This is a genomic window from Arsukibacterium indicum (assembly GCF_019100565.1).
Lineage (GTDB): Bacteria > Pseudomonadota > Gammaproteobacteria > Enterobacterales > Alteromonadaceae > Alishewanella > Alishewanella indicum.
In genome coordinates this window covers 255,272-272,866 of sequence record NZ_JAHRID010000001.1, presented here as the reverse complement: position 1 = coordinate 272,866, position 17,595 = coordinate 255,272, and the positions used below count along the sequence as shown (strand labels likewise).

Below are 17,595 nucleotides of genomic sequence, written 5' to 3'. Positions count from 1 at the left end.
GAACCAAAAAGTTTTGGCCGCGGGTCATCGGCGTGAAAGCTGTCGAAACGGAATTATTCATTGCTTGGGTTATCGCGGATATATAACGCTGGAAATTCAGCTTGGTTAGTACTCAGTTTGAGAAACGGCTTGAAATGTCGGCTAAACATCAGTTGCACGCTGCCAATATTAATAAAATAAACTGCGCCATAAATTTTGCTGCCCAGCCTTTTATGCGATTGTAGCGAACCAACATTGTAATAATTAATCCTGCTGTAAACATAACTAATGCCGCGCCCGGTCATCACACTATTAGCTTTGTCCCATAATTTGGCAAATACATAGGAGAAGCGGTATTTGGGCATAACAAATACATCGTAATCCCAGGCTGCATGGCCAGTGGGCTGCAAAACATAACGACAGCGCACTTCATCTTCCTGGTATTCATCAAAATTAAGCCATAAATTACCGGCAAACTGCTCTTTCTTAAATGCGGCAAAGCAGTGGCCCCCCTGGGCGTAGCGCTGTTGCAATATCGCTGCTGGCCGGTCCATTGTGCTGAGTGTTGGATCGTCGTTGGCTAATTGTTTTATTTCAATATCCAGTGCCTTAGTAGGCGGCACACTGGCAATAGCTGAAACTGGCTGGCGGGTAATATAGTACTTATGAATTAACAGCCGGTTAAAGGTCAGCTTCACCAGAGCTTTATCAAGCATATATAAAACGGTATCAGCCGCTCCCAGTTCCCTGTATGTCTGTTTTATTTTCGCCAGCATCAACAATTCACCTGAACTTCTAAAGCGGCTGCGACTGGCGCATATTATTAACAAGGCGCGCATGAAATTTTAGCGCGCTGTTATCCCATGGTGTAAATCTGCGCAGTTTAAAAAATGAGCACTTGCCGTCAGAAACACCCCAGTTTGTCGCCACCGCAGTGCTAAAGCCTGCCTGGCTGACTATTTGTACGGCTGTTTCATCAAAATCGCGGCCTAAAACGCCGTTTGGATAAGCAAAGTGCTTAACTGCCTGGCCAGTCCACTGTTCCAGCTGCTGCTTACTATGCATTATCTCGTATTGTTGCTCAGTAGCAGGCAGTACTTTCAGGATAGGATGGTTAATAGTATGGGCGCCAATACAGATACCTGTTGCGGACAGCCGCTTTATCTCCTCAGGGGTCATCATTAACGAGGCTTGCTCAGCGGTTTCATTTTCCCGATACAGTTTATCCACTTCAGCTAAACGTTGGTCAATTGGTAAATACTTCAGTTTCATTAGCCATTGCTGCGCCAGTTGCCGCCGTTGTTGCCAATCACCCAGCATAACCTTTTCGCCCTGCAAGTTTAGTTGCTCACGGTTTTTATCGGCAAACAGGTAAATAACCCGATCATTCCACATATTGGTACCAGCACTAAAGCCAGTGGCAATATACACGGTAGCGGGAATATCATATTTTGCCAGAATGGGCTGGGCTACGGTCAGATTATTCAGATAACCATCATCAAAGGTGACACAAACAGCATTAGCCGGCAGGGTGTTTTGTTGTAAATGCTCAAGTGCCTGATCAAGTGACAAGGGGGTAAAATAATTATGTAGCAGGCACATATGCCAGTCGAAAACGGCTGCTGTGGGTTCACTGGGCCGCATTGGATCAGGCTCGGCTAATACCTGATGATAAATCAGAATGCTGAGCTTGTTGCGGCCCATTATTTTACCGGCAAGTTGCAGTACCTTATGCAGCATCACTTAACTCTTGCTCTTCAGCTTGTAACCATAGCTCTAATACAACTAATATCCAGATCAGCTCACCATAATAGCTGGCATGGCTATTGGTATGCGCTTCTATTGCTGCATCTATTAAGCTGGTTTTAACAATATTCCGCTCGCGAAACGCATTTAACGCATCCAACGCCAGTGTTTTTAGTTGAGCATTGTCGGTTAACCACACGCCAAATGGCAGGCCAAAACCATGCTTTTCTTTGGTTAACGTTTCATCAGCTAAGAACCCTTTGCAACTTTTTTTGTAAAAATCACGTAGTTTCTGGCCGGGTAGTTTCATGTCTGCCGGTACTTTGCAGCTAAAGTCGACTAATGCTTTATTCAGTAACGGATACCTTACTTCAATGCCTGCCAGCTCACACATTTTACTAACTTTTACTAGATCGTTATCTGCCAGGGTAAATTTCCAGTCCAGAAACAGCATTTTATCAACGGGATCACTACTTTTGCATTGCTCATACCGTTTTTTCAATAATTGTTCAGGCCTTTGGGGATCAATGTCAGCCAAAAAAGACTCAGTAAAAATTACATCTCTACCAAATTGAGTAATGAAGTTGTAGGTTTGCAGGCGCAAAGGCAATTTTTCATCGGCTTGGCGAATGTAACTGGCCACTTTTTTGAAGCCAGGCAATTTTGCCAGTGGCGTTTTAACAAACAGAGCTCTGGCAGTTGTTTGCAACACTGACGGGCTATTGGCAAACACTTCAAACACTTTTTGTTTAGCATAGCGGCTATTACCGGCGAATAGTTCATCACCGCCATCGCCGGCAAGTAATACTTTGCGACCATCTTCTTTGGCAAAGCGGGCGCAGAAATAGGCTGCCATGGCAGATGAATTACCGAAAGGTTCATCAAAATATTGGGCAACCTTAACAAAGGCTTCTGCCGCATGCTCTGGCGTTAAATAATGTACCTGGTGACTGGTGTTAAAATGTTTAGCGGTAATTAATGCGTATTCTGTTTCGTCATAGCCTTTGGCCTTAAAGCCAATTGAATAAGTGTGAGCAGGTTGTTGATGGCGGGCTACCATACCTGCCACGGTTGAACTATCCAGACCTCCACTTAAAAAAGCACCGCAATCAGGGGCCAGGTGTTGTTGGACTGCATTGTCCAACTGCTGCAGGCATTGTTGTTGCAATTGACTGGCAGCTTCAGTGCTGGCATTGAAGTCAGGGCTATAGAGCAGGGTGCTATCGCTTATTCCAGACGTTGTAACAGCAATAAGATAAGCGGGCTCCAGTTTAAACACCTGTTGGTAAATGGTGTCGGGTGCCGGTATGCAGTGAAAGTAAATATAGTTATAAATGGCCTGCTTGTTCAGGGAGCAATGTACACCAAGCTGTTTTAACTGCCTGAGGCTATGACCAACGTAAAGTACCTGCTGTTGCAAGGCGTAATAACAGCTTTGCACACCCATAATGTCATTAACCAGTAAAACCGGTTTACCCGCCTGTATTACCACAAGATAAAAAGCGCCAGATAACTCTTTGTAAAGGGCGCTTATATCTGTCTTCTCTGACAGCTGCTGTAAAAGCTGACTGCCAGTTACAGGTTGTTGTTGCCAGTAGGCTCTGCCTAGTAACACAACCGCACTTGTACTATTTCTGGCAATATCCAGCTTAGGGTGGGCGGCGATATGTACTTCCGGGCAGCCGGAAATCGCTATTGAAACGTGAGTGTCCATGGTTATTGTCCTGCAATCCTTTTGCTGAAAATTTAAATTTACCGATGTCAGTGCATCTGGCTTATCAAGCAAAGTTATAAGGCAAAATGCCGTAAATAGCATCTAACATGCCTGCTGGTATGGCATAAGTGTTGATGACTTTTTTCCTGCTAATGTCATAAGCAACAACAAGTGCCTCGTTACCATCCATATATTTAAAATTGCCCTGACTAATAAATTTTAACTTTGACATTAACCTGGTTTTTCTGAGTTTAGAGTAACCTATATAAAATATATCGTTATCTACCAGTAAACCACGGCACCAGCCCAGCGGGCGGTTGCGCTCGTTGCCAAACGGATCGTGTTTTTCAATAGCCATGCGGGTTTTGGGGTCGACAATAACCAGGTAGCCATCAACCCGGGTAAAAACCAGTTTGTCTTGCCACCAGATACCATCATGTACACTCATTTCATCCTGATGAGCGACATCAATTCTGTCATTCACGTTGTCAAGGCATACAGCATCATCATGGGTACAGCGGGTAGCCCATAACTTGCCATCCAGTTTAAATACATAATTTGGGTGGCTATCATGCGGACGGGTTGAATGAACCAGCCGGTAGTCAGTATCGGGATCAAATCTGTGCCATGGATCTTTACCTTCGGTATTGATAATACGCTTGATAGCACCAGTATCAGGGCAAAGGATAATAACATTATCAATACCGGTTGACGTTACTACCAGCTCACTGTCGATAAGATGCACTGAATGAATATTATGAAAACAAGGGTGAGAAATACACTTTAATTGCTTAAAGTCTGGCAGTTGATACTGGTAGATCTCCGTGTCGGTTGGTAACCATAGCGTGTCACCATCTAAGCATGCAGCGGTAAACTGTTGGTTAGGGTGTTCAGCAGGATAGTTTTTACCGCCGTCGGCTTTGCTTATCAGTGTTTGAAATTCACCGCTGGCCAGATCCAGCTTCAGCAAGCCAGCTTTACCGTAGTATTTTCCTTCACCCAATTCAAAACCATCCGGGCGCAGGCAGCCACCGGTAATTAGCAGTCCGTTGTACGACATCAGGCAATCCTTGTTAGTGCTGTTTTAATTTAGCGATTTTGTTTTTAAGACCCATTAACGGGTAGCCAGCGTCATAGGCAATCGCGGCGTGCTTCCGGGCTTTTTCTGCATCGTTCAGCTCGACATATACCAGGCCTAGATTGTAGTGTGCTTCAATATAATCTGGAGCAATAGCTACTGCTCGTTCCAAAATTTGTTTGGCTGCGTTAAACCGGTTATTGCGATACTGATGAATAGCCCACACAAGAAGGGTCTCAGCGTTATTTGGGAAAATCTCATTGGCGCGAAGAAATAAGCAGTCTGCAGAATGAGTTACAGTTTTGTTGGCTTGCGTCTCCCGATACAACTCAGAAGTTTTTAGCCGATATTCATAACGGGAATAAGTGTCTAATGCTGAGGGGTGATTAGGTATTGAATTTAATACGAATAATAAATCCCCGGGCAATGCAGCAGTGCTACCCTTGATCAGTTTTCTAACATCGTTAGTAAAATGATGGCGTTCAACTAAATATAATAATCCGCCTTTATAGGTACCGGACGATTCAGTTGTCGATGGGTGATAATAATCAAAAGGTTTTCCGCGTTTCCATTCCATAGTGAAACAGGATCTGTCGACAACATCACCGCTGGTTGTAACCTGTGCATTGACGGGTGTGCTGAGCATTAATAGCATGAGCAACAATGCCGATAATGCTTGTCCAGGCAGAAAATCCATGTCTTGCCTCCTTATTTAGATGAATTTAACAACGACAAAATACCATTAAACTCACTGCAGTGACAACCGCAACCTCTGCGACGATTGTCAGATTGTGTTCACTATTAATTTAAACCGGTATAAATGAACGATCCGGATATTTAACGGCAACGCCTCTGTGAGTCACGAAATGGCTAACTGTTGGTTAGCCAACCTAGTAACTGTTGATGACTTGCGTTCATTTTTGTTGTTCCTGTGGCAGTAGGAGCGAGATTAAATTCGATGATTACTGGCTTTTCAGGGGTGATAGCAATGTCCAGCCCCACAAATCGGGTATTAGGCAAAATTGTAGTAACCCGTTCAGCTAGTGCAATAACATCGTCTTTAAAAGGTAACTGGCGACTAATCATACTTTCCCCACTATCGGGGTGATTGATGTAGCAATGGTCGTTATTGTCTGGTGGCAACAGCATCACTGTTTTAAAGCTATTCATATCAACTGAGACCCCAAATCCACCTGCCAATTTGTTGTCTATCAGACTTCCACTTCGGCCCACCCGTAAATATATAGCGATAATTTTAGGCCTTCCATCAGTTGCTTTACCAACCCAAACCCGCAACGTATTTAAACTGCTTGGATTAAATGCAGCAAGAGCAGGGTGTTGATCCAGATATTTTTCAATTATGTAGTCACAGCCCTGTTGCAGCTTGAGAGTATTATTAATGAAGTCTGTTATTGGTATCAGAGTGGATTTGTTCAGTTCGCGAAAACTAAAGCCGTCGTTACGAATAATTTCAACGGCACAAAAGCCTTCCCCGCCGGAGCCATCCACCGGTTTAAAACAGATTTTATCCAGTTCCGGTCGCTGCAGCAGAAAATCAGTTAAATCGTCTGTTGAGTTTAACGGCGAACCATCGGCTTTAAAACCACCCGTCGCAGACAAATAGCCAAGATACTCAGCATCCGGAATGTTGTAAAACTTAAGCAGGGCTTTCGCCATCACTTTATTGCGGGCAACCACCCGGTAACTTAACGGGTTTACCTTGTTTAAAAACTGATAGTATTTCTGGTCATGCCAGTAACCCAGTTTTTGTTGCCAGGACATGGTTTTTTGCCATAAAAGATATTTATGGTAATTGCCTGGTCCAAAACCGGTTTTAAGCTGCAGCACAAACATTTCTTTTAGTTGCTGGCCAAAAGAGACTGCATTTTCATCTTTAGCGCGTTGCCACGACATTTTTATCGCATTGCTAATGGTGTTTAACATAGTGCTTCCTTGCGGCATGTAATAATTTAACTGAAGGTATATTGCCATGGGCTGCGCCATCTTTATCTGGCGCAACGTTGGCTTCAATTAATAATGGGCCCTGTTCGGTCATGGTTACATCCAGCCCGGCAAAACGGGTGTGTGGCAGTTTTAATAATACTTTTTCGGCAAACTGTTTAATCTGCGGCCATTGCTCCAGCACAACCCCGGCAAGGGGGGCGCCATGATCCGGGTGTTGGCAAATATTATCACGATGCGGCGTCTTTTTAACCAGCCCCGGCTGTAATTCGCCAGTATTCAAATTAACCGGGCACATAATGCCACCGGCGGACGCATTGTCGATAACCTTGCCGGCACGACCAATTCGCAAATAACCGCCAATTACTTCCGCCTGATCAGGCGCCGTTTCCAGTACCCATAACCGCAAGGTGTTTAAACTGGAAGGGTTAAAGCTGGCAAACTGGGCAGACTGTTGAATATAGGTCTCCAGCATAAACTCAGGGTGCTGGTTTGTTCTTTGGTAGAGGTCAATAATTTGCTCAGAACTGTATAACTGTTGCTCACCTACTGATTGCAACTGCAGTTTATCACCAGAATGTTGAATTGCGATCGCAAGTACACCTGTGCCGCCAAAACCTTCCAGCGGCTTGATCATTACTGTACTGCCGCTATGTTGTTGCAACAGTTGGTTCAGCGCTTCGGCTGTTGTCAGGGGGGCGCCGCTAGCAGTGACCCCGTTTATTGGGTGAAAATAGCCAAGCATTGGCGCTGTAGGGATATGCAATAACTGATACAAGGCTTTTTCAGACAACTTGCTCTGAGTGAGTTTGCGATAAAGCGGAGGGTTAAGAATATCTAATGCCTGATAGTATTCCTTTGCCGAAATATGCAGCCACTTATCAGCGTCGTTAAAGCTCTTTCTGGCCATACCGGCGACTACAAAATAGCGGGGGCCCAGTCTGGTTTTCAGGCAAAATCTGGCGGTCTGCCAAAGCATTGCCGGTAATGACAAACCTGCCAGTTGCGCCTCTTTTTTAAGCATTGCCAGGGTGTTGTTTAATCTGTTGATATAGCCTGTCATTACTTGCCTCTTTTTACCAAAGACGCTGCCAAGCGCAGTAATGTCATTAGACCGGTAAGTTCTGCTTCAAACTCTAATTCGCTTACTTTGTCATTGTCGACCAGCCTGGGTAACATCAGTAAACTGTCATTTTTACTCACCAGCTCGTTTTCGGTGGTAGTGGCGGTTTTCACTTGTTGGGCTGCCAGCAAATTTAACTGTTGCGGTTGATACTCGCCTCTGGGAAAACAAAAGTGTTGCGCTGTTTTGCCGGTTAATTGAGTAATGTGGTGCTGATTATCTGCAAGCTCTTTTGCTGCGTCTGCCAGGTTTAGCTCAGAGAATTTATGACGATGGGTGTGCAGCTCAATAGCCAGCCCTTGCTCAGCCATTGCTGTTACTTTCCCGGCGGATAAAAACATCAGCTTGCCATTTTGCTGCCATTTAGTCAGATCTTCACCAAAATAATCAGCTAACTCTTGTAAAATAACTTGCTCGTAGCTTGAATCCAACTTTGCCCAGATACTCAGCAGGTTATCAATATCAAGCTGTTGTAGTGAGGTAAAGGGCTTTAAACAGCTATCAGCAGCTAATACAAAGGGCGCGTTATACTTCCAGAATAAGTAGTAGCAGGATAGCTTAAACACCGGCCGCTGCTTAATGACATAGTAGCTGGAAAGATATAATGTGGCGTTGAAGTTATACTTTTTAAGTACCGGTAGCATGCCATGCTCAATGGCAGCCCAACCGTCATCTATGGTAATCACCAGGGTATCTTTATTATATCTTCCGCTCGTATGCTGGCGGTATAATTCATCAAGTGATACCGGTTTATAACCCCACCTTTCCAATATCGCCATCCGGCCGGCAAAGGTATTCGCTTGCATAAACACCCCGGGTGAAAACAGGTGTTCATCATCCACTGAAATGCCGTGATAACAAAGAATACGGGGCCTGCGGGCCGTGATTTGTTTAGCCAGATAAAACAAACCAAGCCATTTACATAATGTCAGCAGAATAGTTTTCATTAGCTGGATTGCCTTTTATTCCAGGCGAGTAGCCGTTTTCTGGGAATAAACACCACATAGTTTTTGGGCATATAGCTGCCATTTGCAAAGGCCTGTTTACGGCTGGCCGAGCGACTAAAGGCGCCACTTTTCTCATCTTCGGTATGGGAATAAAACCAGCTGGCCTGCATATCGTTAAGCAATTCACTGATAAATGCCAGTTTCGGGCTGACAGTAGCAATAGCCGGATCGTAAAACCAACAGGCGCCCACCATTCCTTTTAATTGCGGATTTACCAGCATCAGCTCTGCCAGTTGCTGACAGGTTAAGCGCCAGCCGCTTGCAGTTAAACTGGTTATTTCAGAAAGGTGAATATGTAAACGGCATACCGGTTTATTGCCTTTGGCCGCAGCCAGGGCCTTGATAAACCGCCAGCCCTGAGCAATGCCGTTGTTGAACACTAGCGCTCGTTGAATAGCGGAAAAAGGTTCAACCACCCGCTCGGCGCAGGGCAATAAAGCACCGGTGAGCAGACCGATATCCTTCAGTAAAACATCGTTGACTGAGATAATTTCAGTACTTTGCTCTGCTATCCACTTTTGATATATGCGCGGCACACTACGTTGATAATTATCGCGAATAGCGTTTGTCAGATTCAGCCTGATGCGCTGAAAAGAAAAGCCGGTAATAAGCTTTAATATTAAGAGCCTGACCAGTTCTGTTTGACTGATATCAAGTTTCTCTGGCAACTCCTGTAACTTTTTAATAAGTTCAGGTCGTTGGTTATAGGCGTAATAAAGCGACGACGGATAACAATGCTGGTTTAATTGTTGCAACGCATTAGCTACTAACGTGCTTTGTGCATGATTAGTGCTGGCTAATACCGGGTGTTGTGTTAACTGAGCCAGGGCAGCAGCCTGGACACTTGATAAATTGCTGTTCATGACACTGGACCACCCATGCTGGGAGGGAAGCCTTTTATTTTTAGCCGGCTGAAAATATTATGCTCAAAACCTTCGGGGTAACCCTGTAAATGCCAGATAAACAGCGTAACGCCGCCGTAGCTTATAACTCCCGCTGATACTTCCAGTATTAATTGTAACAATGGAATAGATAAACTGGTTGTCACCTGCACAACCCACACAGCAATTGCCATAATTAGCCCTGCAGTAACAGGACGAATAAAAGCGTTTAACAATGACAGAACCGGTAGTTGTAAAAACCGAATTACAATTGCTTGAATAACTAACACCATTAACAACGTCGAGCCCAGCCTTGCCTGGCCAATGCCAATTAAACCGTTATAGTCCAATAACGGAATAAATAGCGCAAAAAATACTGCTAGCCTACTGAAATTAATATAAAAAGAGATATGCGGTTTGCCAGCAGCCAGATAAATATAGCTATTATTCGAGGTTACACTGAAGAACATATTGGCTAGTGCCAGTAATTGCAATAAAGGGACCATGGTTAGCCACTGCTCACCTAGCAATACACACACCAGCAGCGGCGCTACCATTGCTATACCAATAGAGGCTGGAATCGTCAGACTGGCGGTTAAGGCAACGGTATTCAAATAAGCTTTATTTAATTCAGTCGGGTTATCCTGAAAGCGTGAGTAAACTGGGAAAGTAGCTTTGCTAATGGGCAGTGCAATGTGACTGGCCGGTAGCTGGCCAATTTCTTTCCCAAGTGCAAGGTACCCCAGTGCTGTTGGAGAGAGCGCTTTACCAACGATTAGCTGACTGACTTTATCGTTAACAAAATTGACGACATTATTTAGCAGCATCCACCTGGAAAATTTAAACAGTTTATTAAACGATGTAAAACAAATTTTTGGCCGGTGCGGATGCATCATAAAACTATACAGCGTCACTACCAGCTGGTTACTTAGCACGCCCAATACCAGGGCCCAGTAATTACGTAATATAAATGCCAGACTCAGCGTTATTACAAAGCTAATGACTTTTGGCACTAACTGTAGTTGGAGCTCTTTGCGAAAATTTAAATCGCGCTGAAAATTAATGACCCCGATATTATGGAAGCCAGACAACAGACTGACAAAGGCCAGCACATACAGCACGTTCTGTAATCTGGGATCGGAATAATAGCTAGCTACCAACGGCGCAATTAGCACAAGACAAATTGCTGCGGCAAAGCCGAATAGGACATTAAATGTCCAGGCACTGTTGTAATCATCAGGGGTATTGTCTTTCTGCTGAATTAATGCTGTACCCAATGCCAGCGCGCCGAACAGCTCGATAAACGCGTAAATTGCTACGGTGATCGCCACCAAACCAAAGTCTTCCGGTGTCAGTAACCTGGCCAGAAAAATTGAGCTGACTAAGCCAATGGATTTAATGCTTAAACGGGTAATCAGCATAAATACCGAGCCGGAATATACCTTATTATGGGTATAGTTATTCCGGGCTTGGTTATGCTGCTCTGGGCTATCCTGGCCTGGCGGGGAGGGCATGACTAAAATCCGTTTATTTGTGAGTAAACTACTGCGCTTTTATACCAATAAAGCATGAAAATAGCCAGCCACCGCCCCTAACTTCATGAAAATTTAGCCGCTATGGTGGTCTATTCGGTGGCCAATACAATATTGTCGATATACAGCTCCATTAACTGTACCGGTTTTGCGGTGCCGCCATGATAGAAATTCAGCCATAGCCGTTCAATTTTCAAATTGCTGGTATCACGAAAGCGAATATTTTTGCGTTGAAATACCTGTTGCTGGTCAACCCAGGCTGTTAACACTCCGTCTGCTTTGCCGGGCGTATTGAGTTTTACGTACTGGGTTATCCGATACCATTTACCTGGTTTTATCGGCTTATTGCTGCTGTCCCAGTACATCGCCGCACCGTGGTTCTGGCCATTGTCCGGATAATAGGCATAAAAGCCCAGCGGCGTACTTTTGTCATATTTATCAGTGCTTACTATGGTATCGCCAAATTGACCGCGGGCCGACCAGCCATTGGTGCCATCGGCTGAACGGCCGCCCCAGCCGGCGGTATTATAAGTACCGGCCAGCCCCGGAAATTTGCCGCCGCCCTTGGTTGCCAGCCAATTATCGGCTAAAAATAAATCGTATTGAAAATACAGGGCTTCGGGTTCGTCGCTTAATATTGATTTAAGCATCAGTACAAGGTTAAGTGCCAGATTTTGCTCAGGGTTAAACTGTACTTTTAACGCATAGTTATTTGGCCGCAATGGCGCCTGTACCCGCTCTGCGTTGCTTCGCCTGTCCAGGCTGCTCCAGTTCGCCAGCCAGTTGTTGTCAGAAAACTGCTCTGTAAAAATCAGTTGCCGGGGCAAAAACGCCTTTAGTTCTGAAGTATTAGTGGCAGGTTTTGCCAGCCAGAAGACGCCGATGTCACTGCTGCCAAATTGTTTTTTTATCGTTAGTTCCAGGGTTGCCTTGGTGACTTGCTCGCCTGAATTTAAAGCCGGCATGTTAAACCGCAATAATCCGATGTTTTTTGAGCCTGCTTTCAGATTTTTACTCTGGCCCAGCGAACGAAACGTGCTGCTATCCAGAAAACTGTCCATTGCTGCCGTGGTTTGTAAGGTTTTGCCGGCTGAGGTGGTGATAATTAACGTAGCTGCTTTATTATTATCCGACTCTTTACTGTGAAAGTTTGAGGTGCCGTCGCTATCAATGCCACGCAGAACAAGGTCGATAGCGGGGTGCCCGGCTGCAATAATCTGCTGTACCAATTCTGTAACTTGCCAGCTGATTACCTGATCTTTTCTGGCATGACTGATTTGCTGACGGGCAAAGGGCTGTTCCCCCATAAATTCCATATTGGCATCTACCCAGGCACCCATTTGTTCGCCTGGCCAGCTAATATAGGCCGCGGCATAACTGAAGCTGCGACTGGCACCCTCGTTTTTTTTGTCACCTTCCTGCCAGTCAACGGCAACAAATTTTTGATCGGGTGACGAGCTTGCTGATACGGCACTTAATGGCAGCAAACAAAAAGCCAGCAAGCTGGCAAATTTAATAATCCAATTTTGACTCAACATAACGATGTTTTCCATTTGGCAGGCTGGCAATAACGTCCAGCTGTTTCAATGTAATTTGGCACTCTGCGCCCAGGCGTTGCTGAAACTGACTGATAATTTGGGCGGCTAAAGTGTCAGATAAGGCTTCATTACAGACCAGCTGCACTTCCACTTCCTGCAGGCTCTGCTGAATAATTTTAAATTGTCTGATCTCTTTTAAATCCCGCAGCACGTAAATAAGTGATAACGCATGCAGCTTGTCGCCAGCGGTGGTTAGCATAAAGTCGGTAGTGCGACCGCTGACATGGGCCAGTACCGGCAGGCCTCTGCCGCAACTGCAAGGAGTGTTGCTAAGCTGGCCCATATCACCGGTTCGATAACGGACAAAAGGAAATGCCTGGGTTTGCAGGTGAGTTATCACAATTTCACCGGTTTCACCCACTGGCAATACCTGGCCATTGTCTCCAATAATTTCGACGATAATATCTTCTGCGCTGATATGCAAACTGCCGGCCGGGCACTGATGGGCAATAAAGCCGGCGTCACGGGCACCATAACCATTGGCGACCGGGCAGGCAAATACCCGCTCAATTACCGTACGCTGATGCTCAAACAGCATTTCAGAGGTGACAAATACCACTTTAATGCCAAGCTTGCTGAGAGACAGCTGCCTTGCTTCTGCCGCAAGCGCCAGCTGATGAATAACCGACGGGTAACCGAATAGCATGCGGGGCTTTAACTGCTGTAGCTGCTGCAGATAGGCTTCGATATGGGCCGGGGTAAACTCGAAAGCGGGTAACAGGTAGGAGCGAAACAACTCGTCACGGATTTTTTTGATCCGGTCCTGTTTACCGAGTTCAATTGGTGAGCCCCACAGCACTACTTCCGGGTCGCCAATATCCACGCCCCACCAGCGGGTGGCCCTGAGTTTGGCGGCAACGTCGTGGCTGACCCGCGCTTCACCCATATAAAAAATCAGCGGTACGCCGCTGGAACCCCCGGTATTGTAGCGCTGCAGTTGGGTTTGTGGCTCGCTGCATAAGGTATGTTGATTATCAGTAATAAGTTGCTTGGTTAAAAAGGGCAGTTTGCTTAAATCGGCTACGGTGCGGATGTCGCTGGCCGACAAGCCCTGCGCAGCAAAAAGCTGCTGATAATAGCGGGAGTGCTGGCTGATATCAGCAATAAAAGCCTCTAAGCGTTGTTGTTGCAGCGCTGCTATCTGCTCTGGTGTTAACCACTGGCTTTGTTCCAGCCTGTGCAGCATGGAGTAGGTGGTATGGCCTTTTAATCGTTCATGCAGCCGGAATAATACTTTACTAACCAATTGGGTGTACAAACTCGTCATAACGAATTACTCACAGCTGCTGAATTCATAATTACGGCATTCCTGAAGACATTAGGCCTGCACCTTAAAGCGATCGGGATGCGGTTGGCCCGCTTCTGCTAACTGGCGGATTTTTTCCTGCTTTTTCTCTGCCGCTTCCGCCGCCAGTTGTTTATTAACCACCACATTCAGCGCAACCACGGTGATCACCAGATGATACGGCAAATCAAAGTAAGCTAAGCCAAGAAAGGCTCCGCCAGCCGCATAGGCTATTAAGCTGCATTGCAGCATTTTGGCCAGAAATGCGGCCCATTTTAAGTCGTCGCGTTTATTGGTTAACTTAATGGTTTTTTTGGCACTGCGCCAGGTGCTAAGGTAAATTGCCAACCATAAAAAGAAACCAATAAAACCATGGTGGCCCATTACCTGAAAATAAATACTATGCGAGTCATGTTTACGCTCAGGTTCCGGGGCATACAGGTAAAAGTTTTCAGCCTTAAAGCCATTTAAGCCACCACCAAAGGGCCGGTCTTGCGCCATATTAAAGGCCATCTCCCAGGCATTAAAGCGGCCTTTAACCGAACCATCGTAACTTTCCCGATCCGGCTCAATAATGGTCGCCATCCGGTCATGCCAGCGATCGGGCATAAACTGATAGACAACCGGCGCAGCAATCATAATGACCAGTGCAATTGCCAGTTTATTCGGGCCTTTTAACCAGAGGAAAAAGCCAACTGCGATGCAGGCGACCAGGCCGCCGCGACTTTGCGTGCCCAATGCCGACAATACACATAAGCCCATCGCAACCAGTAAACCAAACTTTAACCAGCGCTTGTTAGCCGGTACGATGTGACGCAAATAAAATAAAATGGGCAGGCTGATAAACAGAGTCAGCGCTAATTCGTTATTACCAAAAAAGAAGCCACCGGTCGGCCCCCAAACCCGGCCACCGCCAGCTGTTTGGATGGTATAGAGCCCGCCTTTAATACCATAAAAAGCGATACTAAGTGCCACCACCCACAATGCTTGCTCAATTCGCTGACGGGTGGTGAGCAATGCCAGGATCACCAACGTCATAAATTGAATTTTCATGATTTTTTCAAACTGCGACAGCACATATGGGTCTTTCACACTCATGATAAAGGTGATCACCATCCAGATATTAAACAGCAGCAGAAAAACGATAGGGCTGTGCAGCGGGATTCGCTTTGGCTCTTTACTGAATAAATAACTGACTAAAAAAACCAGACCAATTACTGAAGCGACTGGCAGGGTTTGAATAAAGCCCCAGCCCAGGCGGTGTGGAACCATGTAGCTTATCCAGCACCATACCAACACGCCGAAAAACGGTCGGCGAATGATAAACGGGATACAACCGACAATTAAAATAAAGAGAACAATATCACGCATTGGCACGCTCGCTTGTCTGATATAAACCTAACCAGCCGGGCAGTACCTTATCAGGCTGATATTGCTTTACTTTTGCTCTGGCATTGCTGGCCAGCTTAGCCGCCAGTTCCGGCTGGTAAACCAGCGTTAATGCCGCAGCAGCCATTTGCTCTGGTGCACCCGCTTCGACCAGTAACACATCAGCACCATCGTCAACCATAAACGGAATGCCACCAACATTGGTTGAGACTACCAGTACCTGCGCTGCCATCGCTTCCAGCAATGAATTGGGCATATTATCTGCCGTGCTGGGGTTAAGCATAATATCGGCACTGGCGTAAAGTTCGGCCATTTGCTGGCGGTCCAATTTGCCACAAAAATTAACTCTGGCCGTTAGTTGTAACCGGCTAACCAGCTGTTGCAGGTTTGCCAGCTCCGGGCCGCTGCCGGCAATGCTTAAGCGGGATCCTGGCAACTGTTTATTGATAATGGCAAAAGCGCGGATAGCGCTGCCAATGTCGTAAATAGCTTCAAGATTGCGGGTAACCACTATATGGGGTGCCGTGGCTAAACTGTCTTTAAGTTCGCCATAAAAAATAGCAGTATCGACAATATTGGCAATGATCCGGCACTTTAGCTGGTACTCTGCAAATACGCCCTGCAAAAATGAACTTGGGGTAACAATGATTGTTGCTTTACGAAGTGTTGGCAGCACCCAGCGCTGTTGTTGTTGTAAAAAATCTGCTGCCAGGCCACCGCGGTAATTAACGATAACCGGCACCTTATGCCAGTGGCCAATCCAGATAGCCGGCGCAGCAAACAAGTGCCAGGCCCAGCCTGAGTTGGCCATCAGATGCACCACGTCACTTTGTTTAAACGCTTTGTGCAGCTGCCAGAAGTATGGCAGCAGCCTGAATAACGCCCGTAACAGCGGTACTTTGCCAACCCAGCGCGGCCGGTAAGGGGGGTTCACTGCCACCAGTTTAACATCAAGCTGGTTAGTTTCAGTCAGCAGGCGCAGCAACTGAGCGGTTTGCATCGCCATGCCACCGGCAGGGGGAGGAACTGGCCCCACCAGGGTGACCTTAAGCCGCGGAGCCTCTGCTTGATGTGTGTTAGCTTCGCTCACTTAACACCTGCTGATAAACCGGCAAAATGGCGGCGACGGTATGCGGCCAGGTGCGTTCCCGGGCGATAAAGTCACGGCCATTTTGTTTAAGCCTTGGCCAGTCGTCACGATTATTAAGTAACTTATCTAACACGCTGGCTAACTGCACCGGATTGTCTGGTTCAAACAAAATGCCGGTGTCATTGTGGCGGATAAGTTCGCGATGGCCGCCAATATCAGAGGCAACTACTAACCCCTGCTGCGCCATAGCTTCCAGTGGTTTTAAAGGCGTAACCATTTCAGTTAACCGAATCGCCTGTCTGGGGTAAATAAACATATCAGCCAGGCTGTAATAGCGGCTTATGGTGTGATGGTCGACCCGGCCGGTAAAAATAACATAGTCGCTGATATTCAACTGCCCGGCCTGGGCTTTAAGCGCTGCTTCCTGCAAGCCGCCACCAACTAATAGCAACCTGAGATCCGGATGTTGCGGCTGTAAGCGGGCAAACGCCTCCAGCAGAATATGCAGCCCTTCATAGCGGTAAAATGAACCCAGAAAGCCCAGCACTGTTTTTCCCTGCAAATTCAGGCTTTGTTCCAGTGCCTGATCTTTAGTGGTAACCGGATTAAAGGCACTTATGTCTACCGCATTAGCCACTACGCTGATCCTGTTACCGGGTACGCCCCATTGTTCAATCTGGCGGGCTAAGCCCTGACAAATTGTTACAACATAATCTGCGCTTTTAAGCGCCTTTTTTTCCAGATACTGACCAATCCGGTAACGTAAGTCGCCTTCTTTACAGCTGCCATGGCTTACTGCCGCATCTTCCCAGGACGCGCGCATTTCATACACCAGCGGAATATTAAAACGCCTGGCAACCCTTGCTGCTGCCAGTGCATTAAGCGACGGCGAGTGGGCGTGAATAATATCCGGTTTTTGTTGTTGCACCATTTTACTGAGTTGTCGCTCTAACTGACGTATTACGTCAAGCTGATTGAGTACCGGCAGTTTTGCCAGCCAGCCTGGTTTGGTGCGCTGAAAGGTTAAACCGGCTACCTGTTCTTCAGCCGGGCCCGCTAAATAATGCTTGCTGCTGGTAAGCTGGCGAGTACTGATATTAAGCCGCTGCTGCTGCTGTAAAATGGCCAGACTACGGAAGGCATAGCCGCTGTGCAGCGGCACTGAGTGGTCAAATACATGCAAAACGTTTAACTGTGGTTGTTGCGACATG

The 17,595-nt window shown here is 46.4% G+C and carries 15 protein-coding genes; all 15 read right to left on the bottom strand.

Annotated features, from left to right (window positions below):
- Positions 1 to 53: 53 nt before the first annotated feature.
- Entirely contained in the window at positions 54 to 755 is a 702-nt protein-coding gene (locus KQY15_RS01220) for an N-acetyltransferase (RefSeq protein ID WP_217666572.1), read from the bottom strand.
- Between the two features lie 19 nt (positions 756 to 774).
- Positions 775 to 1,719, bottom strand: a complete 945-nt coding sequence (locus tag KQY15_RS01215) for a polysaccharide deacetylase family protein (protein WP_217666571.1) — start codon at positions 1,717 to 1,719, stop codon at positions 775 to 777.
- Entirely contained in the window at positions 1,709 to 3,439 is a 1,731-nt protein-coding gene (locus KQY15_RS01210) for an asparagine synthetase B family protein (RefSeq protein ID WP_217666570.1), read from the bottom strand. Before KQY15_RS01210 ends, KQY15_RS01215 begins: the two co-directional genes overlap by 11 nt.
- 64 nt (positions 3,440 to 3,503) lie before the next feature.
- Entirely contained in the window at positions 3,504 to 4,499 is a 996-nt protein-coding gene (locus KQY15_RS01205; protein WP_217666569.1) for a hypothetical protein, read from the bottom strand.
- 13 nt (positions 4,500 to 4,512) lie between these two features.
- Positions 4,513 to 5,214 (bottom strand): tetratricopeptide repeat protein, encoded by a 702-nt coding sequence (locus tag KQY15_RS01200; protein WP_217666568.1) that lies wholly within the window; start codon positions 5,212 to 5,214, stop codon positions 4,513 to 4,515.
- Positions 5,215 to 5,387: 173 nt separating this feature from the next.
- Positions 5,388 to 6,461 carry a sugar-transfer associated ATP-grasp domain-containing protein gene (locus KQY15_RS01195; RefSeq protein ID WP_217666567.1) on the bottom strand — a complete coding sequence of 358 codons (1,074 nt, stop codon included), beginning with the start codon at positions 6,459 to 6,461 and terminating at the stop codon, positions 5,388 to 5,390.
- A complete protein-coding gene (locus KQY15_RS01190; protein WP_217666566.1) occupies positions 6,445 to 7,542 on the bottom strand; it encodes a sugar-transfer associated ATP-grasp domain-containing protein in 1,098 nt (365 codons plus the stop codon). The genes KQY15_RS01195 and KQY15_RS01190 overlap by 17 nt, the downstream gene beginning before the upstream one ends.
- Positions 7,542 to 8,549, bottom strand: coding sequence for a polysaccharide deacetylase family protein (locus KQY15_RS01185; RefSeq protein WP_217666565.1), 1,008 nt, complete (start codon positions 8,547 to 8,549; stop codon positions 7,542 to 7,544). The genes KQY15_RS01190 and KQY15_RS01185 overlap by 1 nt, the downstream gene beginning before the upstream one ends.
- Positions 8,549 to 9,472 (bottom strand): ribbon-helix-helix domain-containing protein, encoded by a 924-nt coding sequence (locus KQY15_RS01180; protein ID WP_217666564.1) that lies wholly within the window; start codon positions 9,470 to 9,472, stop codon positions 8,549 to 8,551. Before KQY15_RS01180 ends, KQY15_RS01185 begins: the two co-directional genes overlap by 1 nt.
- Positions 9,469 to 11,004, bottom strand: coding sequence for a lipopolysaccharide biosynthesis protein (locus KQY15_RS01175; RefSeq protein WP_217666563.1), 1,536 nt, complete (start codon positions 11,002 to 11,004; stop codon positions 9,469 to 9,471). Before KQY15_RS01175 ends, KQY15_RS01180 begins: the two co-directional genes overlap by 4 nt.
- A 110-nt stretch (positions 11,005 to 11,114) precedes the next feature.
- Positions 11,115 to 12,560, bottom strand: coding sequence for a polysaccharide lyase (locus KQY15_RS01170; RefSeq protein WP_217666562.1), 1,446 nt, complete (start codon positions 12,558 to 12,560; stop codon positions 11,115 to 11,117).
- The gene (locus KQY15_RS01165; RefSeq protein ID WP_217666561.1) at positions 12,535 to 13,887 is read right to left on the bottom strand and encodes a phenylacetate--CoA ligase family protein; all 1,353 of its coding nucleotides are present in this window, start codon (positions 13,885 to 13,887) and stop codon (positions 12,535 to 12,537) included. Before KQY15_RS01165 ends, KQY15_RS01170 begins: the two co-directional genes overlap by 26 nt.
- Before the next feature lie 51 nt (positions 13,888 to 13,938).
- Entirely contained in the window at positions 13,939 to 15,276 is a 1,338-nt protein-coding gene (locus KQY15_RS01160; protein WP_217666560.1) for a putative O-glycosylation ligase, exosortase A system-associated, read from the bottom strand.
- Positions 15,269 to 16,384: a glycosyltransferase family 4 protein gene (locus tag KQY15_RS01155; RefSeq protein WP_217666559.1), complete on the bottom strand. Its 1,116-nt coding sequence runs from the start codon at positions 16,382 to 16,384 to the stop codon at positions 15,269 to 15,271. The genes KQY15_RS01160 and KQY15_RS01155 overlap by 8 nt, the downstream gene beginning before the upstream one ends.
- Complete coding sequence (locus KQY15_RS01150) at positions 16,371 to 17,594, bottom strand: TIGR04063 family PEP-CTERM/XrtA system glycosyltransferase (RefSeq protein ID WP_217666558.1); 1,224 nt, start codon at positions 17,592 to 17,594, stop codon at positions 16,371 to 16,373. The genes KQY15_RS01155 and KQY15_RS01150 overlap by 14 nt, the downstream gene beginning before the upstream one ends.
- Position 17,595: the final 1 nt, after the last annotated feature.